14 protein-coding genes are annotated in these 16,275 nt (G+C 58.5%); 5 read left to right on the top strand and 9 right to left on the bottom strand.

Annotated features, from left to right (window positions below; translation table 11 throughout):
- Positions 1-4: 4 nt before the first annotated feature.
- On the bottom strand, positions 5-721 hold the full coding sequence (locus M9920_14880; GenBank protein ID MCO5053564.1) for a hypothetical protein: 717 nt from the start codon (positions 719-721) through the stop codon (positions 5-7).
- A gap of 142 nt (positions 722-863) precedes the next feature.
- Here M9920_14880 and M9920_14875 point away from each other — a divergent pair, with 142 nt between their 5' ends.
- The gene (locus M9920_14875; GenBank protein ID MCO5053563.1) at positions 864-1,994 is read left to right on the top strand and encodes a C39 family peptidase; all 1,131 of its coding nucleotides are present in this window, start codon (positions 864-866) and stop codon (positions 1,992-1,994) included.
- Between the two features lie 67 nt (positions 1,995-2,061).
- Here the strand turns inward: M9920_14875 and M9920_14870 are convergent, their stop codons facing one another.
- From M9920_14870 to M9920_14855, 4 genes are all read right to left on the bottom strand, one after another.
- Positions 2,062-2,967 carry a 50S ribosomal protein L11 methyltransferase gene (locus M9920_14870; protein ID MCO5053562.1) on the bottom strand — a complete coding sequence of 302 codons (906 nt, stop codon included), beginning with the start codon at positions 2,965-2,967 and terminating at the stop codon, positions 2,062-2,064.
- Positions 2,968-3,006: 39 nt separating this feature from the next.
- The gene (locus M9920_14865; GenBank protein ID MCO5053561.1) at positions 3,007-3,648 is read right to left on the bottom strand and encodes a histidine phosphatase family protein; all 642 of its coding nucleotides are present in this window, start codon (positions 3,646-3,648) and stop codon (positions 3,007-3,009) included.
- An 80-nt stretch (positions 3,649-3,728) separates the two neighbouring features.
- Positions 3,729-4,478, bottom strand: coding sequence for a ribonuclease PH (rph, locus tag M9920_14860; protein MCO5053560.1), 750 nt, complete (start codon positions 4,476-4,478; stop codon positions 3,729-3,731).
- A 200-nt stretch (positions 4,479-4,678) separates the two neighbouring features.
- Complete coding sequence (locus tag M9920_14855) at positions 4,679-5,713, bottom strand: hypothetical protein (protein MCO5053559.1); 1,035 nt, start codon at positions 5,711-5,713, stop codon at positions 4,679-4,681.
- Between the two features lie 101 nt (positions 5,714-5,814).
- Here M9920_14855 and M9920_14850 point away from each other — a divergent pair, with 101 nt between their 5' ends.
- Complete coding sequence (locus tag M9920_14850) at positions 5,815-6,672, top strand: prepilin-type N-terminal cleavage/methylation domain-containing protein (protein ID MCO5053558.1); 858 nt, start codon at positions 5,815-5,817, stop codon at positions 6,670-6,672.
- Between the two features lie 4 nt (positions 6,673-6,676).
- On the opposite strand, the gene grpE is transcribed toward M9920_14850, so the two are convergent.
- The 3 genes from grpE to M9920_14835 form a co-directional block, all read right to left on the bottom strand.
- On the bottom strand, positions 6,677-7,573 hold the full coding sequence (gene grpE, locus M9920_14845; protein ID MCO5053557.1) for a nucleotide exchange factor GrpE: 897 nt from the start codon (positions 7,571-7,573) through the stop codon (positions 6,677-6,679).
- Positions 7,574-7,817: 244 nt separating this feature from the next.
- The gene (gene ggt / locus M9920_14840; GenBank protein ID MCO5053556.1) at positions 7,818-9,521 is read right to left on the bottom strand and encodes a gamma-glutamyltransferase; all 1,704 of its coding nucleotides are present in this window, start codon (positions 9,519-9,521) and stop codon (positions 7,818-7,820) included.
- A gap of 32 nt (positions 9,522-9,553) precedes the next feature.
- Entirely contained in the window at positions 9,554-10,834 is a 1,281-nt protein-coding gene (locus M9920_14835; protein ID MCO5053555.1) for a sodium:glutamate symporter, read from the bottom strand.
- Between the two features lie 211 nt (positions 10,835-11,045).
- Here M9920_14835 and M9920_14830 point away from each other — a divergent pair, with 211 nt between their 5' ends.
- Both M9920_14830 and M9920_14825 read left to right on the top strand, forming a co-directional pair.
- Complete coding sequence (locus M9920_14830) at positions 11,046-12,878, top strand: phosphoenolpyruvate carboxykinase (GTP) (protein MCO5053554.1); 1,833 nt, start codon at positions 11,046-11,048, stop codon at positions 12,876-12,878.
- Between the two features lie 85 nt (positions 12,879-12,963).
- Positions 12,964-13,959 carry a dihydrodipicolinate reductase gene (locus M9920_14825; GenBank protein ID MCO5053553.1) on the top strand — a complete coding sequence of 332 codons (996 nt, stop codon included), beginning with the start codon at positions 12,964-12,966 and terminating at the stop codon, positions 13,957-13,959.
- Positions 13,960-13,989: 30 nt separating this feature from the next.
- Here the strand turns inward: M9920_14825 and M9920_14820 are convergent, their stop codons facing one another.
- Positions 13,990-15,480: a hypothetical protein gene (locus M9920_14820; protein MCO5053552.1), complete on the bottom strand. Its 1,491-nt coding sequence runs from the start codon at positions 15,478-15,480 to the stop codon at positions 13,990-13,992.
- Between the two features lie 42 nt (positions 15,481-15,522).
- On the opposite strand from M9920_14820, the gene M9920_14815 reads away from it, so the two are divergent.
- On the top strand, positions 15,523-16,275 hold the full coding sequence (locus M9920_14815; GenBank protein ID MCO5053551.1) for a hypothetical protein: 753 nt from the start codon (positions 15,523-15,525) through the stop codon (positions 16,273-16,275).

The following is a 16,275-nucleotide window of genomic DNA, read 5'->3' as shown; positions in this document are numbered from 1 at the left end:
CGCTTTAATCCCTGCCGATCAACAGGTGCTCCAGTTTCTCCCCACCATCTCCCAGCGCGAACAAACGCTCGGAAAGTTCGTTCAACGCGCGGCGCGTGGTTTGGAACTGCTCCGCGAGCGTGCTCAAGATCCCGGATAGCTGATAACGCCGGGCCAGGCGATGATCGCTGGCGAGGCCATACTGACTGCGACCCAGCGCCTCGTAATAGTTCAAATCGGGAAACCCCTTGCGCTCGGCCCGAAAGCGAATGCGCTCGGGAAAAACGCCGGAAAGAAACAGCGAGTGGTTGCCGAGGTGAACGCGGATTTGAAAGCTGGTGCGGTCGTCGGCGGTGCGCAACGCCGCCAGCATTTCAAAAAAGTAATCCAGCGCGTTGGGTTGTCCCGGCACGACACACCGCAATTGCTCCGCGCGTGCAAACTCGGTCAGCACCTCGGCCACGTAATCCGCGACGCGCCGGTCGTTCACTCCGGCCCGGGTCAAAACGTGACGCACCAAAACGTAGAAATAAAAATGCGTGGAAACCCGCAGACACCCGCGCCGCTCCAGCAGCGCCTGCAACAACGCGGCGTCATCGAGGATCAAATCGCGCGTGTCTTCATCCGCCAGCAGCCGCACGAGACATTCCGCGTCACTTAGTTTCGTCCCCAGTACCTCGCGAACGAAGTCCACGTCTTCCGCGCTAAATTGCACGCGACAGTTCGGTTGAATTACTTTCATGCGTTGCTCCAGCCTACGCGATGGAACGCGAACGACAACTTACTTTCAGTGGTTGCAGGCAAAAGCGATGCCAAACGGACCGCCGCGCGCCGACCGAATCCGCGCTGGCCTGAGCGCGAAAAAATCGCCATCCTGCATCAACATGAAAAGAATTTGCGGACTCCTCATCGGTTGCGTGATGGGATTGGGCTTCGGGCCGCGCCTCGCTTTGGCCGCGCCGCCGTTGGATTTTCATGGTGAACAATTCCTGCCCTTCACCTCCTTTCGCGCTTTCACCTCGGAAACCCAACCGGACGGCGATGAAACGACGCTGACTTCGCCGATAATCGAAACCGGCATCAACTGGGATGAGCTGGTGATTTCATGGAATGCTGATTTGAAGCCCACCGACTGGCTCGAGGTCAAGGCGCGGGCGATTTATCCCGAACACACGACGAAGTGGTTCACTTTTGGACAATGGTCAGTTGCGCCCCAAATCCACGAACGGGCCAGTGTCAAACGGCAACGGGACGCCGACGGCACGATGGATACCGACACGCTGATCCTCGAACGGCCGGTAAATCGCGTGCAAGTGCAGATCACCCTAGGCTCAACCACGCGAACCAAACCGCGGCTGAAATTTCTGAGCCTGTCCGTGTTGGATGCAAAATATCAACCGCCCGCGCGACCGCCAAATCGCGCGGCCTGGGGCAAACTCATCGAGGTGCCCAAACGCTCACAAATGGATTACCCCAACGGTAAAGTTTTATGCAGCGCCACCACCACCTCAATGCTGCTGACGTACTGGAGCCGGCAATTGAATCGTCCGGGTTTGAACGTGGATGTACCGGAGGTGGTTCAGGGGATTTTTGATCCGGTCTGGGACGGCACGGGCAACTGGATTTTCAACACGGCTTACGCCGGCAGCTTTCGCTGGATGCGCGCCTACACGACTCGATTGCTTGATTTGACCGAATTGGAAACGTTGATCGCGCACGGGATTCCCGTTGGCCTCTCGGTTTGTTCCAACCGTTTGAACGCGCGCAGCCGGACGCCCAGCGGGCATCTGGTCGTTCTGGTGGGCTTCACGGAAACGGGCGATCCAATCATCAACGATCCCGGCAAAACTCAACCGACCCCCAAAGTGTTTCCGCGCGCCAATGTGATTGACGCTTGGGCTTACTCCAAAAACGCCGTTTATCTGATTTACCCGGTCAACACCGTGCTGCCCAGCGACCCGTTCGCTCATTGGGAATCGCGCACCTCGAGACGCGCCATCAAACTGCTGCCCTGATTTATTTGCAGCCACAGTTGATCCAGGTTGATGCCCCATCAAAGACCGACGCCGCGCCGAATCGCATTTAATCCGCGCGGCGCATAAACGTCCCGGAACGCCATTCCCGCTCAGATTTAGCGCGAACCAATTTCCATCCCGCCGCGGCGTAGGCCCGTTCCACTTGGGTAAACTCCACTTTGAGAATTCCGGCGACGACCAAGGCGCCGTCAGGTTTCACTCGGGCCAGGATGCGATCCCGTTCGTTTAGCAACAGATCCGCCAGAAGATTGGCGCAGACCAAATCGTAACGCCGGGCGGAACGCTGCGGCAGCCGGGTCAGATCCGCGCGCGTGACGCGCAGGCGCTCGGCCACGCGATTTCGTCGCGCATTGGCGCGAGCGGTTTTGACGCACTGCGGATCGTAATCAAAAGCGGCAATCGGCGCGAATCCTAATTTTGCCGCGGCGATGGCTAAAATTCCCGATCCCGTTCCCATGTCGAGAAATGATCGGGAACCAGTGCGCCGCGCCGCGCACACCAATTCATGCAAACAAAAGCTCGTGGTCGGATGCTGCCCCGTGCCGAAGCTTAAACCGGGATCCAGCACGACGAGCTTTTGTCCGCGCTTCGGTTTGCGCTTGATCCAGCCGGGCTTGACCAGCAGAGCCGCGCCAATTTCCATGGCGGAAAAGTGTCGCTTCCAAGCTTCAGCCCAGTTCGCTCGCGGCAACTTTTGAATCCGAATTTGTCCCGGCCCAAGATTCAGTCCGCAACTTCGAAGCTGTTGCAAACCCGCCTTTAAGGTGGCGACCGTTTGGGCGCGATTTCGAGGCGCGTGTGGAGAATAAACGGAAACGGTGAGCGCCCCCGATTCCACGTCGGTGTAAGATGATGGTCCGGGGGCAACTGCGGTCGCCAGTAATTCCGCCACGGCTTCTTCCGCCTCCGGATGCGTGGCGATGGAAGTTTTCCAAATGATTTGCGCGCTCATAAACAAGTGAGGCGAGGTGAGGACATGGCAAAATTAAAATTACTCCGGTTGTTCCGCGTGATTCAGTCCCGGCAAATCGCGCCAGGGAGCGAAATCGGACAAACGCAGGCGCGCGCGAACGCCGTTGATGACCACCGTGGAAATGCTCGCATACTCGATTTCCATCCAGTCCATTTTCGCATACGGCAGGCGCAGCAAAAGCGAGATCAACATCCGGATGACGCCGCCGTGACAAAAGACACCCACGGATTTCCCCTGCCCTTGTTCCCGAATCTGCCGCAGACAGTTTTCAATACGCGCCTGATACGCCTCCATATTTTCCGCCTGCGCAACCTTGCCGCCCACCAACGCCTCGAGCCATTGATGCGAATCAAAACCGTAACGCTCTTTGACCTGCGCGAAGTTAAGTCCCTGCCAGATGCCGAAATTCACCTCATGCAAATCCGGCAGAATCACCGGCTGCAGATCGGATTGCTCGCGCAACGGCGCCAGGGTCTGTTGCACCCGTTTCATCGGGCTGGCAAAAATCGCGTCAAGCGGCTGGTTCTTCAGGTAATCCGCCAAAATGCGCGCCTGCGCCTCGCCGCGTGGCGAAAGATTCATATCAATCGTGCCGCCGAAAACGCCCTGGTAAGCCGATTCCACTTCCGCATGACGGATGAAATGTAAAGTCGTGTTCATTCAAAATCTGATCTGGATTAAAACCGGAAACTCAAGCTGCGGAGATCGCCTCGAAGGTCGGAGCCGCGAGCGAAGTGCGGTCAAGCGCCGGACAGAGCCTGCTCCTGCGCGGCCAGCAACTGTCGGATGCCGGCTTTGCCCAGCGCGAGCAATTCAGCCAGTTGCGCTTCAGTGAAGGTGGCTTCTTCGCCCGTTCCCTGCAGTTCGATAAATTCGCCGGCGGCGTTCATCACCAGATTAAAATCCACCGCCGCCGCCACATCCTCAGTGTAGCACAAATCGCAAAGCGCCTGTCCCGCCACAATGCCCACGCTTACTGCGGCCACCGCGCTCAGGATGGGATTCTCCGTCAGTTTTTTTTCGGCGAGCAGCCGGCGCACCGCAAAAACCAGCGCCACGTACGCCCCGGTGATCGCGGCCGTTCGCGTTCCTCCGTCCGCTTGCAACACATCGCAATCCACACACAACGTGCGCGAACCCAATTTTTCCAAATCCAGCGTCGCCCGCATGGTGCGTCCGATGAGCCGTTGAATCTCCTGGGTGCGCCCGTCCACTTTGCCCTTGGCGCTATCGCGCGGTTTCCGTTGCAGCGTGGAATACGGCAGCATGGAATACTCCGCCGTGATCCAGCCGCCGGTAACATTTTGCTCCTTCATCCAACGGGGCACGTTTTCCTCGATGGTCACCCCGCAAATGACCCGGGTGTTCCCCCATTCGATCAGCGTGGAACCGGTGGCGTTCGGCGCAATGTGATTTTTGAAGCTGAGCGGACGCAACTCAGCGGCACGACGACCGTCGGCGCGAAGTGAGGAACTTTGGGACGAAACCATAAAGTAATCGTGATGTTAGTTGACTCCGGCCCGATGGCAACGCGGAAAACAGCGGTGAAAATTTTTACCGACGTCGCCAAGCCGCCTTATTCCGAAAGCTCGACAATCGGAAGCCGCGCCCGTGAGTTCAAATATTGACGCGCTCCTGTCCGCTTGGCCGCGTTGAGGCGAAGGGCGTTTCATCCGTACCGACCAACGGATTATTTTTGGCCTTCGGATTTACCGGATGCCTGGCGCTCTTGCAGTTGCCGGATGAGATACTGATCTTCGGTCGCTTGTTGCCAGGCCGAATACCAAAGGTTGCGGAGCATCTGTCCGCCACGCACCAGTTGCCCTTCCAAAAACGCGCGCCCCTCCCGCGAGGCGGGATTTTCAGGCGCTAATTTTCCTGCCTTTTCCAACTGATAAAGCGGCACGATAAATTTCTCCGTTTCGAGCAAATACGCCACGACCGCGCGAAAGGTATCGCCTTCCACGAACGGATTACCGACGATCTGCGCCGCCTTGATTTTCTGCGCCAGCGACGTCACGTCCAGCGGCCCGGTCTTTTTCAAAAAGCCACCATCAATCCAGCTATGAAAGCCGCGGTTGGTGGTGAAACCACCGGGGTTATCGCCCACCCAACCGTGATGGTGTTTGGTGACGTGCAACGGCTGCGCGCAATCACCGACGAAATGCCCCTGCAACGCCATGATGTAAATGATGTTTTGTTGCGCGTTGCCGATTTCCTCCGGCGTGCCGCCATACTCCTGAAACGCTTTCAAATACGAGAAGGCTGAACGCAAGCGCCCTTGATACTCTGTGATCGCCCAAGGCGCGAAACCCACCAACTCGCGGGTGTGATCCTTGTTTTTCAGCGGATCAAGCGGCGGAAAGCGATCCGGGTGAGCGGCGCGTTCCACGCCGATTTTCTGTGCGAAATCGTAACGAAAAATCGGCAGGGTTTCGGGGGTGAGCTGAAACAACTCCAGTTCTTCGAGGTCCAGATAATGATCCGGGCCGTTACAATGATTCAACGACTGATCGTCATTGATATTGCGCCAACGATCCGGTTCGCCCGCCAGAAACCCGATCCGCTCGCGCGCCTCGGGTGTTTTGACAAACGCCGGAAACCCCGCCGGCAAGGTCTCCAGCGCCAGCAGATTAACCGCGCGATGACCGGCATAATCCCAGGCAAGCACACTGACCGCCTGCGCCCCCACCAGCAACAGCACCAAACCAACTTTAACTTTCATGGCCCACTTCATTCGGCGGATTCTAGCGTTGCCGGTCGTAAAACAAAACACATTCCGGGGCGCTTGCATATTATTGCGGCCCTTCTAAAGTGACTCTGGTCATGAAATGGTCGCCAACCAGGCCGCGCCGCGGCTTCACGTTGATCGAGTTGCTGGTCGTCATTGCGATCATCGCGATCCTGGCGGCCTTGTTGCTTCCCGCGCTGGACATTGGGAAACGCAAAGCGGCGGGACTTTCGTGCATGAACAGTCACCGGCAACTGACCCTCGCCTGGCAGATGTACGCCACTGACAATAATGACGCGCTGCTCTTTGCCAGTGAATCGCTGGACCCGGACAAGCTGTGGACGGCGGATTACGCCTGGGTCACCGGCACGCTCAACTACAGTTCCAGTGATCCGCGAAATTGGGACCCCTCGCTCACCATCGAAAAAAGTCCGCTGTGGCCGTACACGGGAAAAAATCTGGCCATTTGGAAATGCCCCGCGGACCGCTCCGGCGTAACGGTGAATGGCCAGTTCAAACCGCGCCCGCGCAGCATGTCCATGAACATCTTCCTCGGCGGCTGGGGCGGTACCGACGGCAATTGGGGCGCGCCCTTCAGCGCCTACAAAATTTATCTTAAAATGTCCGAGCTGGTGGATCCCGGCCCGGTCAACACCTTTGTATTTCTGGACGTGCGCGAGGACAGTATTGATATGGGTAATTTCGCCACGAAGATGGCGGGTTGGCCCAATGCCCCGGACCAATACGGCTTTTATGATCTGCCCGCCTTTTATCACCACCGCGCGGCGGGCTTCTCATTCGCCGACGGCCACTCGGAAATTCACCCCTGGAAAGATTCGCGCACCATGCCGCCCATCACCACCGGAGGCTTCGTTCCCGACATATTTTCCTCGCCCAACAATCAGGATGTCGCCTGGTTGCAATTCCGTTCCACCCGGCCGCGCACTCCGTGACTGCTCAAGCCGCGCCCGACTCGCTCGGCTCGCCCGTCTCCAGCGGCAACTGCGGTTCGGCGTCCTGAGCTTCCATCGCCGACTCCGCGCCAACGGCACCTGCCGTGCGTAGTTTTACCAAAGCCGGACGAATCAACGTGCTTTGATACGAATACCCGCACGCCAGCGTCTCCTCGATAATGCCATGCGCCGGCGCTTCCTGCTCCGGTCCGAGCGTGTGCCGTTGCGGGTCAAAAGCCTCGCCCGAATTTGCCCCCACCACTTGCAAGCCGAGGCGGCGGGCGGCATCACGACACGTATGTTGAAATTGCGCCAGTTGCCGGACGACGTTTTCCTGTCCCGAACGCTCCGCCGCGCGATACAACGCAAACGTATGATCCAAAATGAACACCAGCACGTTCAGCCATTCGCGTTCAGCGCGATGCAACTTTTCGGCCTCCAACCGCAACGTCGCCCGCTCGCTGTCATTGGCGTTTTGCATGAACTCCTTGAAGCCGCGCACTTCGGCGGTCATGCGTTCAGTGATTTGGCCCGCGAGCTTGGCCGTGGCGTCGGCCTGGGTCTGGGCCGATTCCAACTGCGTCGTGGCGCTGCTGATCTGCAACACGCAATTCTCCAGGTTTTGAATCTTCTCGGTGGCGGCCATCAGCGAACTGCTTTCAATCAATTTCACCAGCGCGCCATATTTCAGCAACGCGCGGTACTCGAGCAAATACGGCAGCACGCCCAGCCCCGCGCCGAGAAACACGCACAGGCAGCAGGTTAGAACCTCCCATTGACTTAATGGAAATTTGGCTTGCCAATAAAACAAAAACCACGCCAGCCCCAGCATGAAGGCGTCAGCGAGGAAAAACGGCCACTTGGGAACCTTCAACTCCGACAATTGCGGTGCATCCTGCATCCCGACACGATACGGCAAACCGGAAAGCCACCGCAAGCATCCGCCCGTCCTTAAGGAGCGCGGGCAGTCCTCCGCCCGCAGCGTTCTGCCTTGTCGGAAGACTCTGGAAGTTCCAGTGCTTTTGGGGTTGGCCACGCGCTGCGACCGGGGACCGGTCGCGCTCCGGGATAATATCAAGCTGTGCCCCGCGCCCGGCCCGGCCCGAAGGTAAGGGTCGAAATCAGGTGCGAAAAATAACTGCCGTTTACCACCCCTCTGCCTTCCCGCCGGTGCGCGGGTCGGCGGCGCCGACAAAGGATTTCCCATCTGCGCTACGCGCGACAATCTGCGAGATCGCCAATGCCCGGAGTTCCCTCACCACATGACCGCGTTGTTCCAGCGCGGTTTTGATTGCCGTTGGCAACGCCGCTTCCACCAGCAGTTCGTCCGGCGACCATTGCTGATGGATCCGCGGTTGCGCCAGCGCTTGCTCCGGCGTCAGTCCCAGATCAAGCATCTCGACCAGTTCCAACAATACCGCCGTGATGATCTTCGGTCCGCCGGCCGCGCCCAACGCGATAATGGGTTGCCCGTCCTGTAACACAATCGTCGGACTCATGCTGGAGAGCGGACGTTTGCCGGGCGCGACGGCATTGGCTTCCGCGCCGATCAAACCGAAGGCGTTCGGCACGCCGGGTTGCACGGAGAAATCGTCCATCTGATTGTTCAGCACCACGCCCGTGCCCGGAATAACCACTTTCGATCCGTAAGTCGTGTTGATGGTGGCTGTGCAAGCCACCCAGTTGCCTTCGGCATCCGCCACCGACCAATGCGTGGTGTGCCGTTCAAATAAATCCTCCGACCAACGCGGCGGCCAGCCGTGATTGGTCACCGACGTGGTGTGTTCCAAATTGATTTGGCGCGCCAAGGTCGCCGCGTAATCTTTCGCGATCAACCCGCGTGGTACCTTCGCGTAATCGGGATCGCCCAACCAATACGCCCGATCCGCAAACGCGAGTTTCATCGTTTCGGCCAAAACGTGCCAGCGCGTCACTGGGTCAAGGTGTTTGAGATCGAAATGTTCCAGGATGTTGAGCATCTGCACCACATGCACGCCGCCCGAACTGGGTGGGGGAAATGACACGACGGAGTAACCGCGATACGTGGTGCGCACCGGTTCGCGCAGCACCATTTGATAATTCGCAAAGTCGTCTGCGGTCAAAATTCCACCATTGGCTTTCATCCAGGCCGCCACCGCTTCGGCAAACCCGCCACGGTAAAACCAATCACTCCCCTGCCCGGCCAGTTGACGATACGTCCGGGCCAGATCGGGCTGCTTAAAAATTGCGCCCACGCGCGGCAATTGGCCATCCGGCAAAAACAACGCCCGCGAACCTTCAAACCGCGCGAGTTCGTTCGTCACGGATCGCAAGCGGCTCACAAAGGCTTGGGTGATCGGAAAACCGGTCGCGGCAATTTCCGCCGCCGGCAACACCAGTTCGCGAAACGATTTTTTTCCATGATGCCGCACGGCGTAATCGAAAACCGCGACCTCGCCCGGCACGCCGCTGGCCAGCGGCCCCGTTTGACTCAACTCGGTATCGCCTTTGCCATTGCGGATGAACAGGTCGCGCGTGGCCGCGGCGGGGGCCATTTCGCGTCCGTCGAGCGCCACGAACTCTCCATTTGCCAAACGGATCAGCATGAAGCAACCACCGCCGATTCCGGAATTGTGCGCGTCCACCACGCCCAACGTCAGGCCCACCGCCACCGCGGCGTCAATGGCGTTGCCGCCGGATTTCAGCGTTCGCACTCCGGCTTCGGTCGCCAGTGGATGCACTGAAGCAACCATCCCGTGCGTCGGTGCGTTCTCGCTGTGGACCGTGATTGCCACCGCGCAAATTCCGATCAGCAACCAGCGGTGTCGGCAGAGTGGTGGGAGGCGTAATCCGCTGGTGGGTTTCGTCACCGAGTGCGCCAATTTAACTGAAGAGCAGAAGTTCATTGCTTAAACAGGTTGAGAAATACCGTGATGTTCAGCGCGTTGATGAAATCAATCAAGAACGCGCCAACGATGGGCAGGACCAGAAAAGCGCGCGGTGCGGGGCCGAATTTTTCCACCAAGGCTTTCATGTTGGCCACGGCGTTGGGCGTGGCGCCCAGCCCAAAACCACAGTGGCCACCCGCCATGACCGCCGCTTCGAAATCGCGTCCCATCAACCGGTAGGTGACCCACCACGCAAACAATGCCATCAGGAACACTTGCGCGCTGAGGATCACCAGCATTGGCCCGGCGGCGCGGGCCAGCTCAATGAGGTTCAGGCTCATCAACGCCACGGAAAGAAACAGACCGAGCGAGATCGCCGCCAGCGTATCTATAATTTCCGTTTTCACCCAGGTGACTCCCGCAAAGTCCAACCCATTGCGGACGGTCACGCCCAGCAACATCGCGCCCATGTAAATCGGAAACGTGAGGCCCGTCATTTGAATCAGCCAGCTTACCCACGCGCCGAGTTTCACGCAGACCAGCAAAAGCGCGAGGTTGGGCAGCGTCGTTCTTCCGGCCTGAAATAAAGCGCGAAAATCCGAGAGAATGCCCGCCGTGCCGCTTTCCCCCGCCTCCAGGTGCGTGCGGGTGGAAGCGGTGGATTTCAGATTGAACCGTCGGATCAATCCGCCGCCGATAGGCCCGCCAATCAATCCGCCCGCCACCAGACCAAAAGTGGCGGCGGCCATGCCCAACACATCCGCTGCGGGCAGTCCGGCGCGTTCCAAGTCCGCGGCGAATCCCAGCGCCGTGCCGTGGCCGCCGGTCATGCTCACACTGCCACAGACCAGTCCCAGCAACGGCGATTGTCCCAGCGCCTGGGCCAACACCACGCCAAAACCGTTCTGAATGATCGCCAGCAATCCCGCGATCGCGAGAAACAGGAGTACCTGCAAGCTGCCGCGCTTCACCAGCGACCAACTGGCGTTCAAGCCGATGCAGGTGAAAAACATGACCAGAAACGGCAGGTTGGCGGTTTGCGCGGGCGCCCGTAACCAGTCCGGCTCAATCGTCACCAGCCAGGTCCACCAAGGCGCGGCAATTTTGGTATCAAAGCGTCCGGTCCAAAACTGCGTGACGTTGCTCCCCCAAATCACCAGCGAGACGATCAAGCCGCCAACGACCGGCGCGGGGATTTGAAAACGCGAGAAAAGACGCACACGGCGCACGAGAAATTCGCCGAGCCACAAGACCGGCAACGCCAGAATAATCGTCCACCACGCGGAAAGAATCATGTGCTCATCCAACTGCTTCCATGGCGACCGTAACCATTCAGCGCCACGGATTCAATGTTTGCTTGTTCGCAACGTCATTTTTAGAAACCGGACTCACGCTTTTTCCTTGTTTCAACCCCGTCACCCTTCGCACACTTCAGAGCATGGTGTTGTCACCCGAGCAGTGACAATTCCTCTCGACAAAGGAACGAATCAACCCCGTTAAAAACTGATGAAAACTGAAGACCAAAAACTCCCGCAAAATCTCACCATCCGCAACTGGGTGCGCGACATAGCGGCGCTCTGCCAGCCGGATCACATCCACTGGTGCGACGGTTCCGCCAGCGAAGATCAGCAGATGCGGCAATTGATCATCGCTTCCGGCGCCGGGGTGCAACTGAACGACCAATTGCGCCCCAATTCGATTTTGGTGCGCAGCGACCCGCGCGACGTCGCCCGCGTCGAGCAACGCACCTTCATTTGCTCGCAATCGCCGAAGGATGCCGGGCCGACCAACAATTGGGAAAGCCCCGCCACCATGAAGGCCAGATTGAAGGGCTTGTTCAACGGCTGCATGAAGGGTCGGACGCTGTACGTCATTCCATTCAGCATGGGGCCGATCGGTTCGCCCATCGCCCAATACGGCATTGAAATCACCGACAGCCCGTACGTGGCCGCCAACATGCGGATCATGACGCGGATGGGACTGGCGGTTTATCCCGAGATTGACCGCACCGGACAATTTGTAAAGTGTCTGCACTCGGTCGGAGTTCCGCTGGCTGCCGGCGCTCAAGACGTTCCGTGGCCGTGCAATCCGGAAAACACTTACATCACGCATTTCCCCGAGGAACGGCTCATCATGAGTTTTGGTTCCGGCTACGGCGGCAATGCCTTGTTGGGCAAAAAATGTTTTGCGCTCCGCATCGCCTCGGCCATGGCGCGCGACGAAGGTTGGATGGCGGAACACATGTTGATCCTCGGCGTCAAAGATCCGTCCGGCAATAAAACCTACGTCACGGCGGCGTTTCCCAGTGCGTGCGGCAAAACCAATTTTGCCATGCTCGTGCCGCCGAAACACCTCAAGACCGAGGGTTGGGAAGTGACGTGCGTCGGCGATGACATCGCCTGGATCAAACCAGGACCGGACGGCCACTTCCGCGCCATCAATCCGGAAGCCGGATTTTTTGGCGTCGCTCCAGGCACTTCCTACACCAGCAACCCCATGGCGATGGATTCCATCAAGCGCGACACGATTTTCACCAACGTGGCGCTCACGGATGAAGGCGACGTGTGGTGGGAAGGCATGACCCCGACGCCACCCGCGCACTTGATTGACTGGAAGGGACGCGATTGGACTCCGAACACGAAGGACGCCGACGGCAAGCCCGTGTTGTCAAGTCATCCAAACAGTCGCTTCACTGCCCCCGCAGGCAACTGTCCAATTATTGATCCGGATTGGGAAAATCCCGCCGGAGTAAAGGTCAGCGCCATTATTTTTGGCGGGCGTCGCGCCACCACCATGCCGTTGATCTTCCAGGCGTTCAACTGGGTGCATGGCGTGTACCTGGGGGCGACCGTCGGATCGGAAATGACAGCGGCAGCCGCGGGCACGATCGGTCAGGTGCGCCGCGACCCGATGGCCATGCTGCCGTTCTGCGGATATAACATGGGCGATTACTTCTCGCACTGGCTGGAGATGCGTCGTCGGGTGAAACACCTGCCGCGCATGTTCCACGTCAATTGGTTCCGCAAAAATGAAGCGGGAAAATTCCTCTGGCCCGGTTACGGCGAAAACATGCGCGTGCTGAAATGGATCGTGCAACGCTGCCAGTTGGGCGCGCGCGCCATCGAAACTTCCGTGGGCTGGGTACCCGAGTATCAAGACCTCGATATGCGCGGCTTGGAGCAACAAATCACGGCTGAAAAATTCGTCGAGATTCAAAAGATTGACCGCACCGAGTGGCATCGTGAGTTGGTGATGCAGGACGAGTTGTTCTTCAAGCTCTATTCGCAATTGCCCAAAGAACTGGTGTTTCAGCGGGAATTGCTGGTCTCGCGCCTGTGAGCCGGCTACCATAATCACCACGTCGCGCCACCTTCGGGGCAGGCAGCCCTGATCGTGGCGCGATCAATTTTTAGCCTTCTACAAAATGAAAAAAATCAAAATCGCCCAATTTGGTTTGGGACCCATCGGTATTGAAACCCTGAAACTCGCGGCCACCAAACCCTGGCTGCAAATCGTCGGCGGCATTGACATTGACCCGGCGAAGATTGGCAAGCCTTTGAGCAAACTCACGAATGATCGGCGCGCGGGTCAGGCCCGGGTGCATCGCTCGCTCGATGAATTGCTGGCCGAAGCCAAGCCCGACCTGATTTTTCATACCGCGGTTTCCAAGGTGAAGCTGGCTTATCCCCAGATTGAACCGATGCTGCGCCAGGGCATCAGCGTGGTGTCCTCATGCGAAGAATTGCTCTACCCCGCCCTGCGCGAACCCAAACTGGCCGCGCAACTCGACGCGGTGGCCAAAGCCTCCGGCGCCCGGGTGCTGGGCACGGGCGTCAATCCCGGATTTGTCATGGATGTGCTGCCCGTTTGTCTCACCGGCGTTTGTCGTCAAGTGTCCGCCGTTCACGTGCAGCGCGTCGTCAATGCGTCCACGCGACGCGGACCGTTGCAACGCAAAATCGGCAGCGGCTGGACTCCCACTGAATTTGAACGGCGCTTCACTCAAGGGCGCGCGGGCCACGCGGGGCTGAAAGAATCCGCCGCGCTTATCGCTCACGCGCTGGGCTGGAAGTTGGATGAATTGGTGGAAACGGGAAAAGCCATGGTGGCCCTGGCCGACATCGAAACCCCGCACGTCAACGTAAAACGCGGTCAATGCTGCGGCATTCATCAACTCGCCGTCGGCCGCATTAAAGGCGCGGTCAAAATCACGCTCGATATCAAAATGTATCTGGACGCCCCCAATCCACAGGATGCCGTGGAGATTATTGGCGAACCCACCATCAAGAACATCGTTACCACCGGCGTGGCCGGCGATGGCGCCACCGTGGCTTCGTTGGTCAACGCCGCACCGCGTCTGCTGAAAGCCCCCTCCGGATTGGTATTGATGACCGACCTCGGCACACCAAGCTACGCCTGAATTTGGTCGCAGATAAAAACCCGTGATCGCCTACTGCGCCAGCACGCGATAAAACCGCGCGGTATTATTGGTCCACGCCGGGTCAGTGATGGAAACCAACCCGCTCGGGCCAAACGGAGGATAGTAGATGGTTTGTAACGGTTGCCAACTGATGGGCGCAGCCAGATTGGTGGCGTATTGCACATAATAATTCATACCCGGTTGGGCCATGAAACTGAAGTTATAGCCATTCGCATTCAGGAGGCTGGATTGGAGCACAGGCGGATTGATTGGCTCCACTAAAACCATCACGCTGGCCACGACGCCATCGGGATTGTCTTGGTTGTAAGCCGTGGCCGTAACGGTATAGGTGCCGGGATTGGTCCAACCATGAATGCCCCAGTAACCCCGATTGGGATCAATGCCTCCGTCGCCATAATTCCAATCAATCCGGGAAACCCGTCCGGTGACCACCGCGCCAAAGCTCAACTCATGCCGGATCGGTTCGGCAATGGTATTGGTTTGCCAGGCGTCAATCGTAAGCGTAAGCGGCCCGGTCAAATTTGCCTCAATGACTTCATCCGCGCCCATGGAAGGCGGATTGGCCCACGGCTCACCATCCATGTCTTCACCCGAAGCATACAAAGCACTGCCGGCGGCGTGATAGATTGAGGCGCTGGAAATATGAAAGTCGGCATCCAAAAATGTTCGTTCCGCCAACTGGTTGCCTATTCCGGGTGGCGCGGCGTCGGATGGACCCACCGAAGCGGAAAAAGCGAACTCCGTTCCGGTGGTGTAGTTGTCCATCTCTCCATAGCCGCGGAAGTTTTGCCATACAATGCTGTTCCGAATTCGGCATGGAGCTGTCCCCAAATAACCGACATTGCCCGCCACGCCGCCGCCTCTCATCAAGCCACCGGGGACGAATGAATTGACCCAATTATACGCCACCGTACAATTCACCAATTCGCCACAAGCAACGCCACTGCCGCCATCGTTGGCGTAATTACCAAGGATCAGACAATTCTTCAGCCTGACGCCATAAGCGCCACCGCCATAGCTTCGGGCGGCGTTATTCGTCAGAAGACAATTCGCCACCGTGGCGTTCGTATAAACGGACGTGAAGACCCCGCCTCCTGCGGTTGACCACGACGAACCACCAGTGGACCGCGTGGCACCATTCTGAATGGTGAATCCTGCCAATACCGCACCGTTTTCCAGCCGCACACACCGAATCGCGTTGGGGCCATTCGTGGCGGTATCCCAACGGCCTTCGATGGTCGTAACCTTGTAACCATTGACGCTCAGGACTGTGATCGGTTTGTCCACAATGACCCGGGTCATCAACCCGCTGTCATCCTGGCGCTCGCCGGTGGCATAAAGTCCGTTGGTGACCAGCACCACCGCTCCCGCCTGCGCCGCGTCCACCGCGGCTTGGATCGTATTCGCCGCGGAACTCCAGTTCGTGTACGGCGCCGTTGGCGCGACGCTGGACGCGTTGACATAATGCAACACCAGTCGCGCCACTGAACTGGTCGTCACTCCAAATGCGTTGCTAGACTCCTTCACCGCCTTTTTCTTCCATTGGATCGCGGCTCAACCACCTTCCCGTTGAGGGATTGTAACTGCGATACCTACGTCAAGCTGGCGGAGAGTTTCGCAAACGCCGCACAGCCGTCGTATATGGGGGCAGCGGGCTGGATGGCGAAGGCGGTTCATGCCCTTCGTGAAGCGAAAGCGGACTCTGCCGACATTGAGAACGCTCACCGTCGCCTTCTCGCGTTCCAAAAGCGCTCAATGAGCGAGATGGAAACCATTCAGATACCCCTGGAGAATGCTCCCGACCTTGAGAAGAAGCTGGAGGAGTCCGCGAAGGCGGCAGCGGCACACGTGGCCGGGCTTCGCAAATTCAACTGCTGGAACATCTCCATCGTGCAGCAATACGCGCGGTTCAAGCAGTCGCGCATCCGCTCCGCCGTCTTCGGGAACAGCCGCCAGTTCTTCATCATGCGGCAGAACGACCGCGCCGACCTGGACGACATGGGCAAGGACATCGCGCTGCCCGAGGTGACGCAGCACGCCATCATGAACTACCCGCTGCCCGACCATCAGCCCGGCGAGAAGTATTCGCCGTTCACATACCTGCACACCGACTCGGCGCGCAACATCTGCGGCACGGTCCACAACGTCGCCTCGCCCGAGATGCTCTACTGCTCCAGTTCGAGCGGTGAACATTTCGACCGCCGCGCCCGCGAGCTTCGCCAGAGCCCCAGTGTCGTTGAGGGAATCATTCTCCACGCCAACCGCCGCAAAGACGGCAACACCAAAAACCACTGA

Source organism: Verrucomicrobiia bacterium, from assembly GCA_023953615.1.
GTDB lineage: Bacteria > Verrucomicrobiota > Verrucomicrobiia > Limisphaerales > JADLHS01 > JADLHS01.
This window is presented reverse-complemented; position numbering and strand designations above follow the sequence as displayed.

Excerpts from the sequence above, each read along its gene's own strand:
- rph (MCO5053560.1), bottom strand. The coding sequence starts at position 4,478 with ATGGTTTCGTCCCAAAGTTCCTCACTTCGCGCCGACGGTCGTCGTGCC.
- M9920_14825 (MCO5053553.1), top strand. The coding sequence starts at position 12,964 with ATGAAAAAAATCAAAATCGCCCAATTTGGTTTGGGACCCATCGGTATT.
- grpE (MCO5053557.1), bottom strand. The coding sequence starts at position 7,573 with ATGCAGGATGCACCGCAATTGTCGGAGTTGAAGGTTCCCAAGTGGCCG.
- M9920_14835 (MCO5053555.1), bottom strand. The coding sequence starts at position 10,834 with ATGATTCTTTCCGCGTGGTGGACGATTATTCTGGCGTTGCCGGTCTTG.
- M9920_14865 (MCO5053561.1), bottom strand. The coding sequence starts at position 3,648 with ATGAACACGACTTTACATTTCATCCGTCATGCGGAAGTGGAATCGGCT.
- M9920_14880 (MCO5053564.1), bottom strand. The coding sequence starts at position 721 with ATGAAAGTAATTCAACCGAACTGTCGCGTGCAATTTAGCGCGGAAGAC.
- M9920_14870 (MCO5053562.1), bottom strand. The coding sequence starts at position 2,967 with ATGAGCGCGCAAATCATTTGGAAAACTTCCATCGCCACGCATCCGGAG.
- M9920_14855 (MCO5053559.1), bottom strand. The coding sequence starts at position 5,713 with ATGAAAGTTAAAGTTGGTTTGGTGCTGTTGCTGGTGGGGGCGCAGGCG.
- M9920_14875 (MCO5053563.1), top strand. The coding sequence starts at position 864 with ATGAAAAGAATTTGCGGACTCCTCATCGGTTGCGTGATGGGATTGGGC.
- M9920_14850 (MCO5053558.1), top strand. The coding sequence starts at position 5,815 with ATGAAATGGTCGCCAACCAGGCCGCGCCGCGGCTTCACGTTGATCGAG.
- M9920_14830 (MCO5053554.1), top strand. The coding sequence starts at position 11,046 with ATGAAAACTGAAGACCAAAAACTCCCGCAAAATCTCACCATCCGCAAC.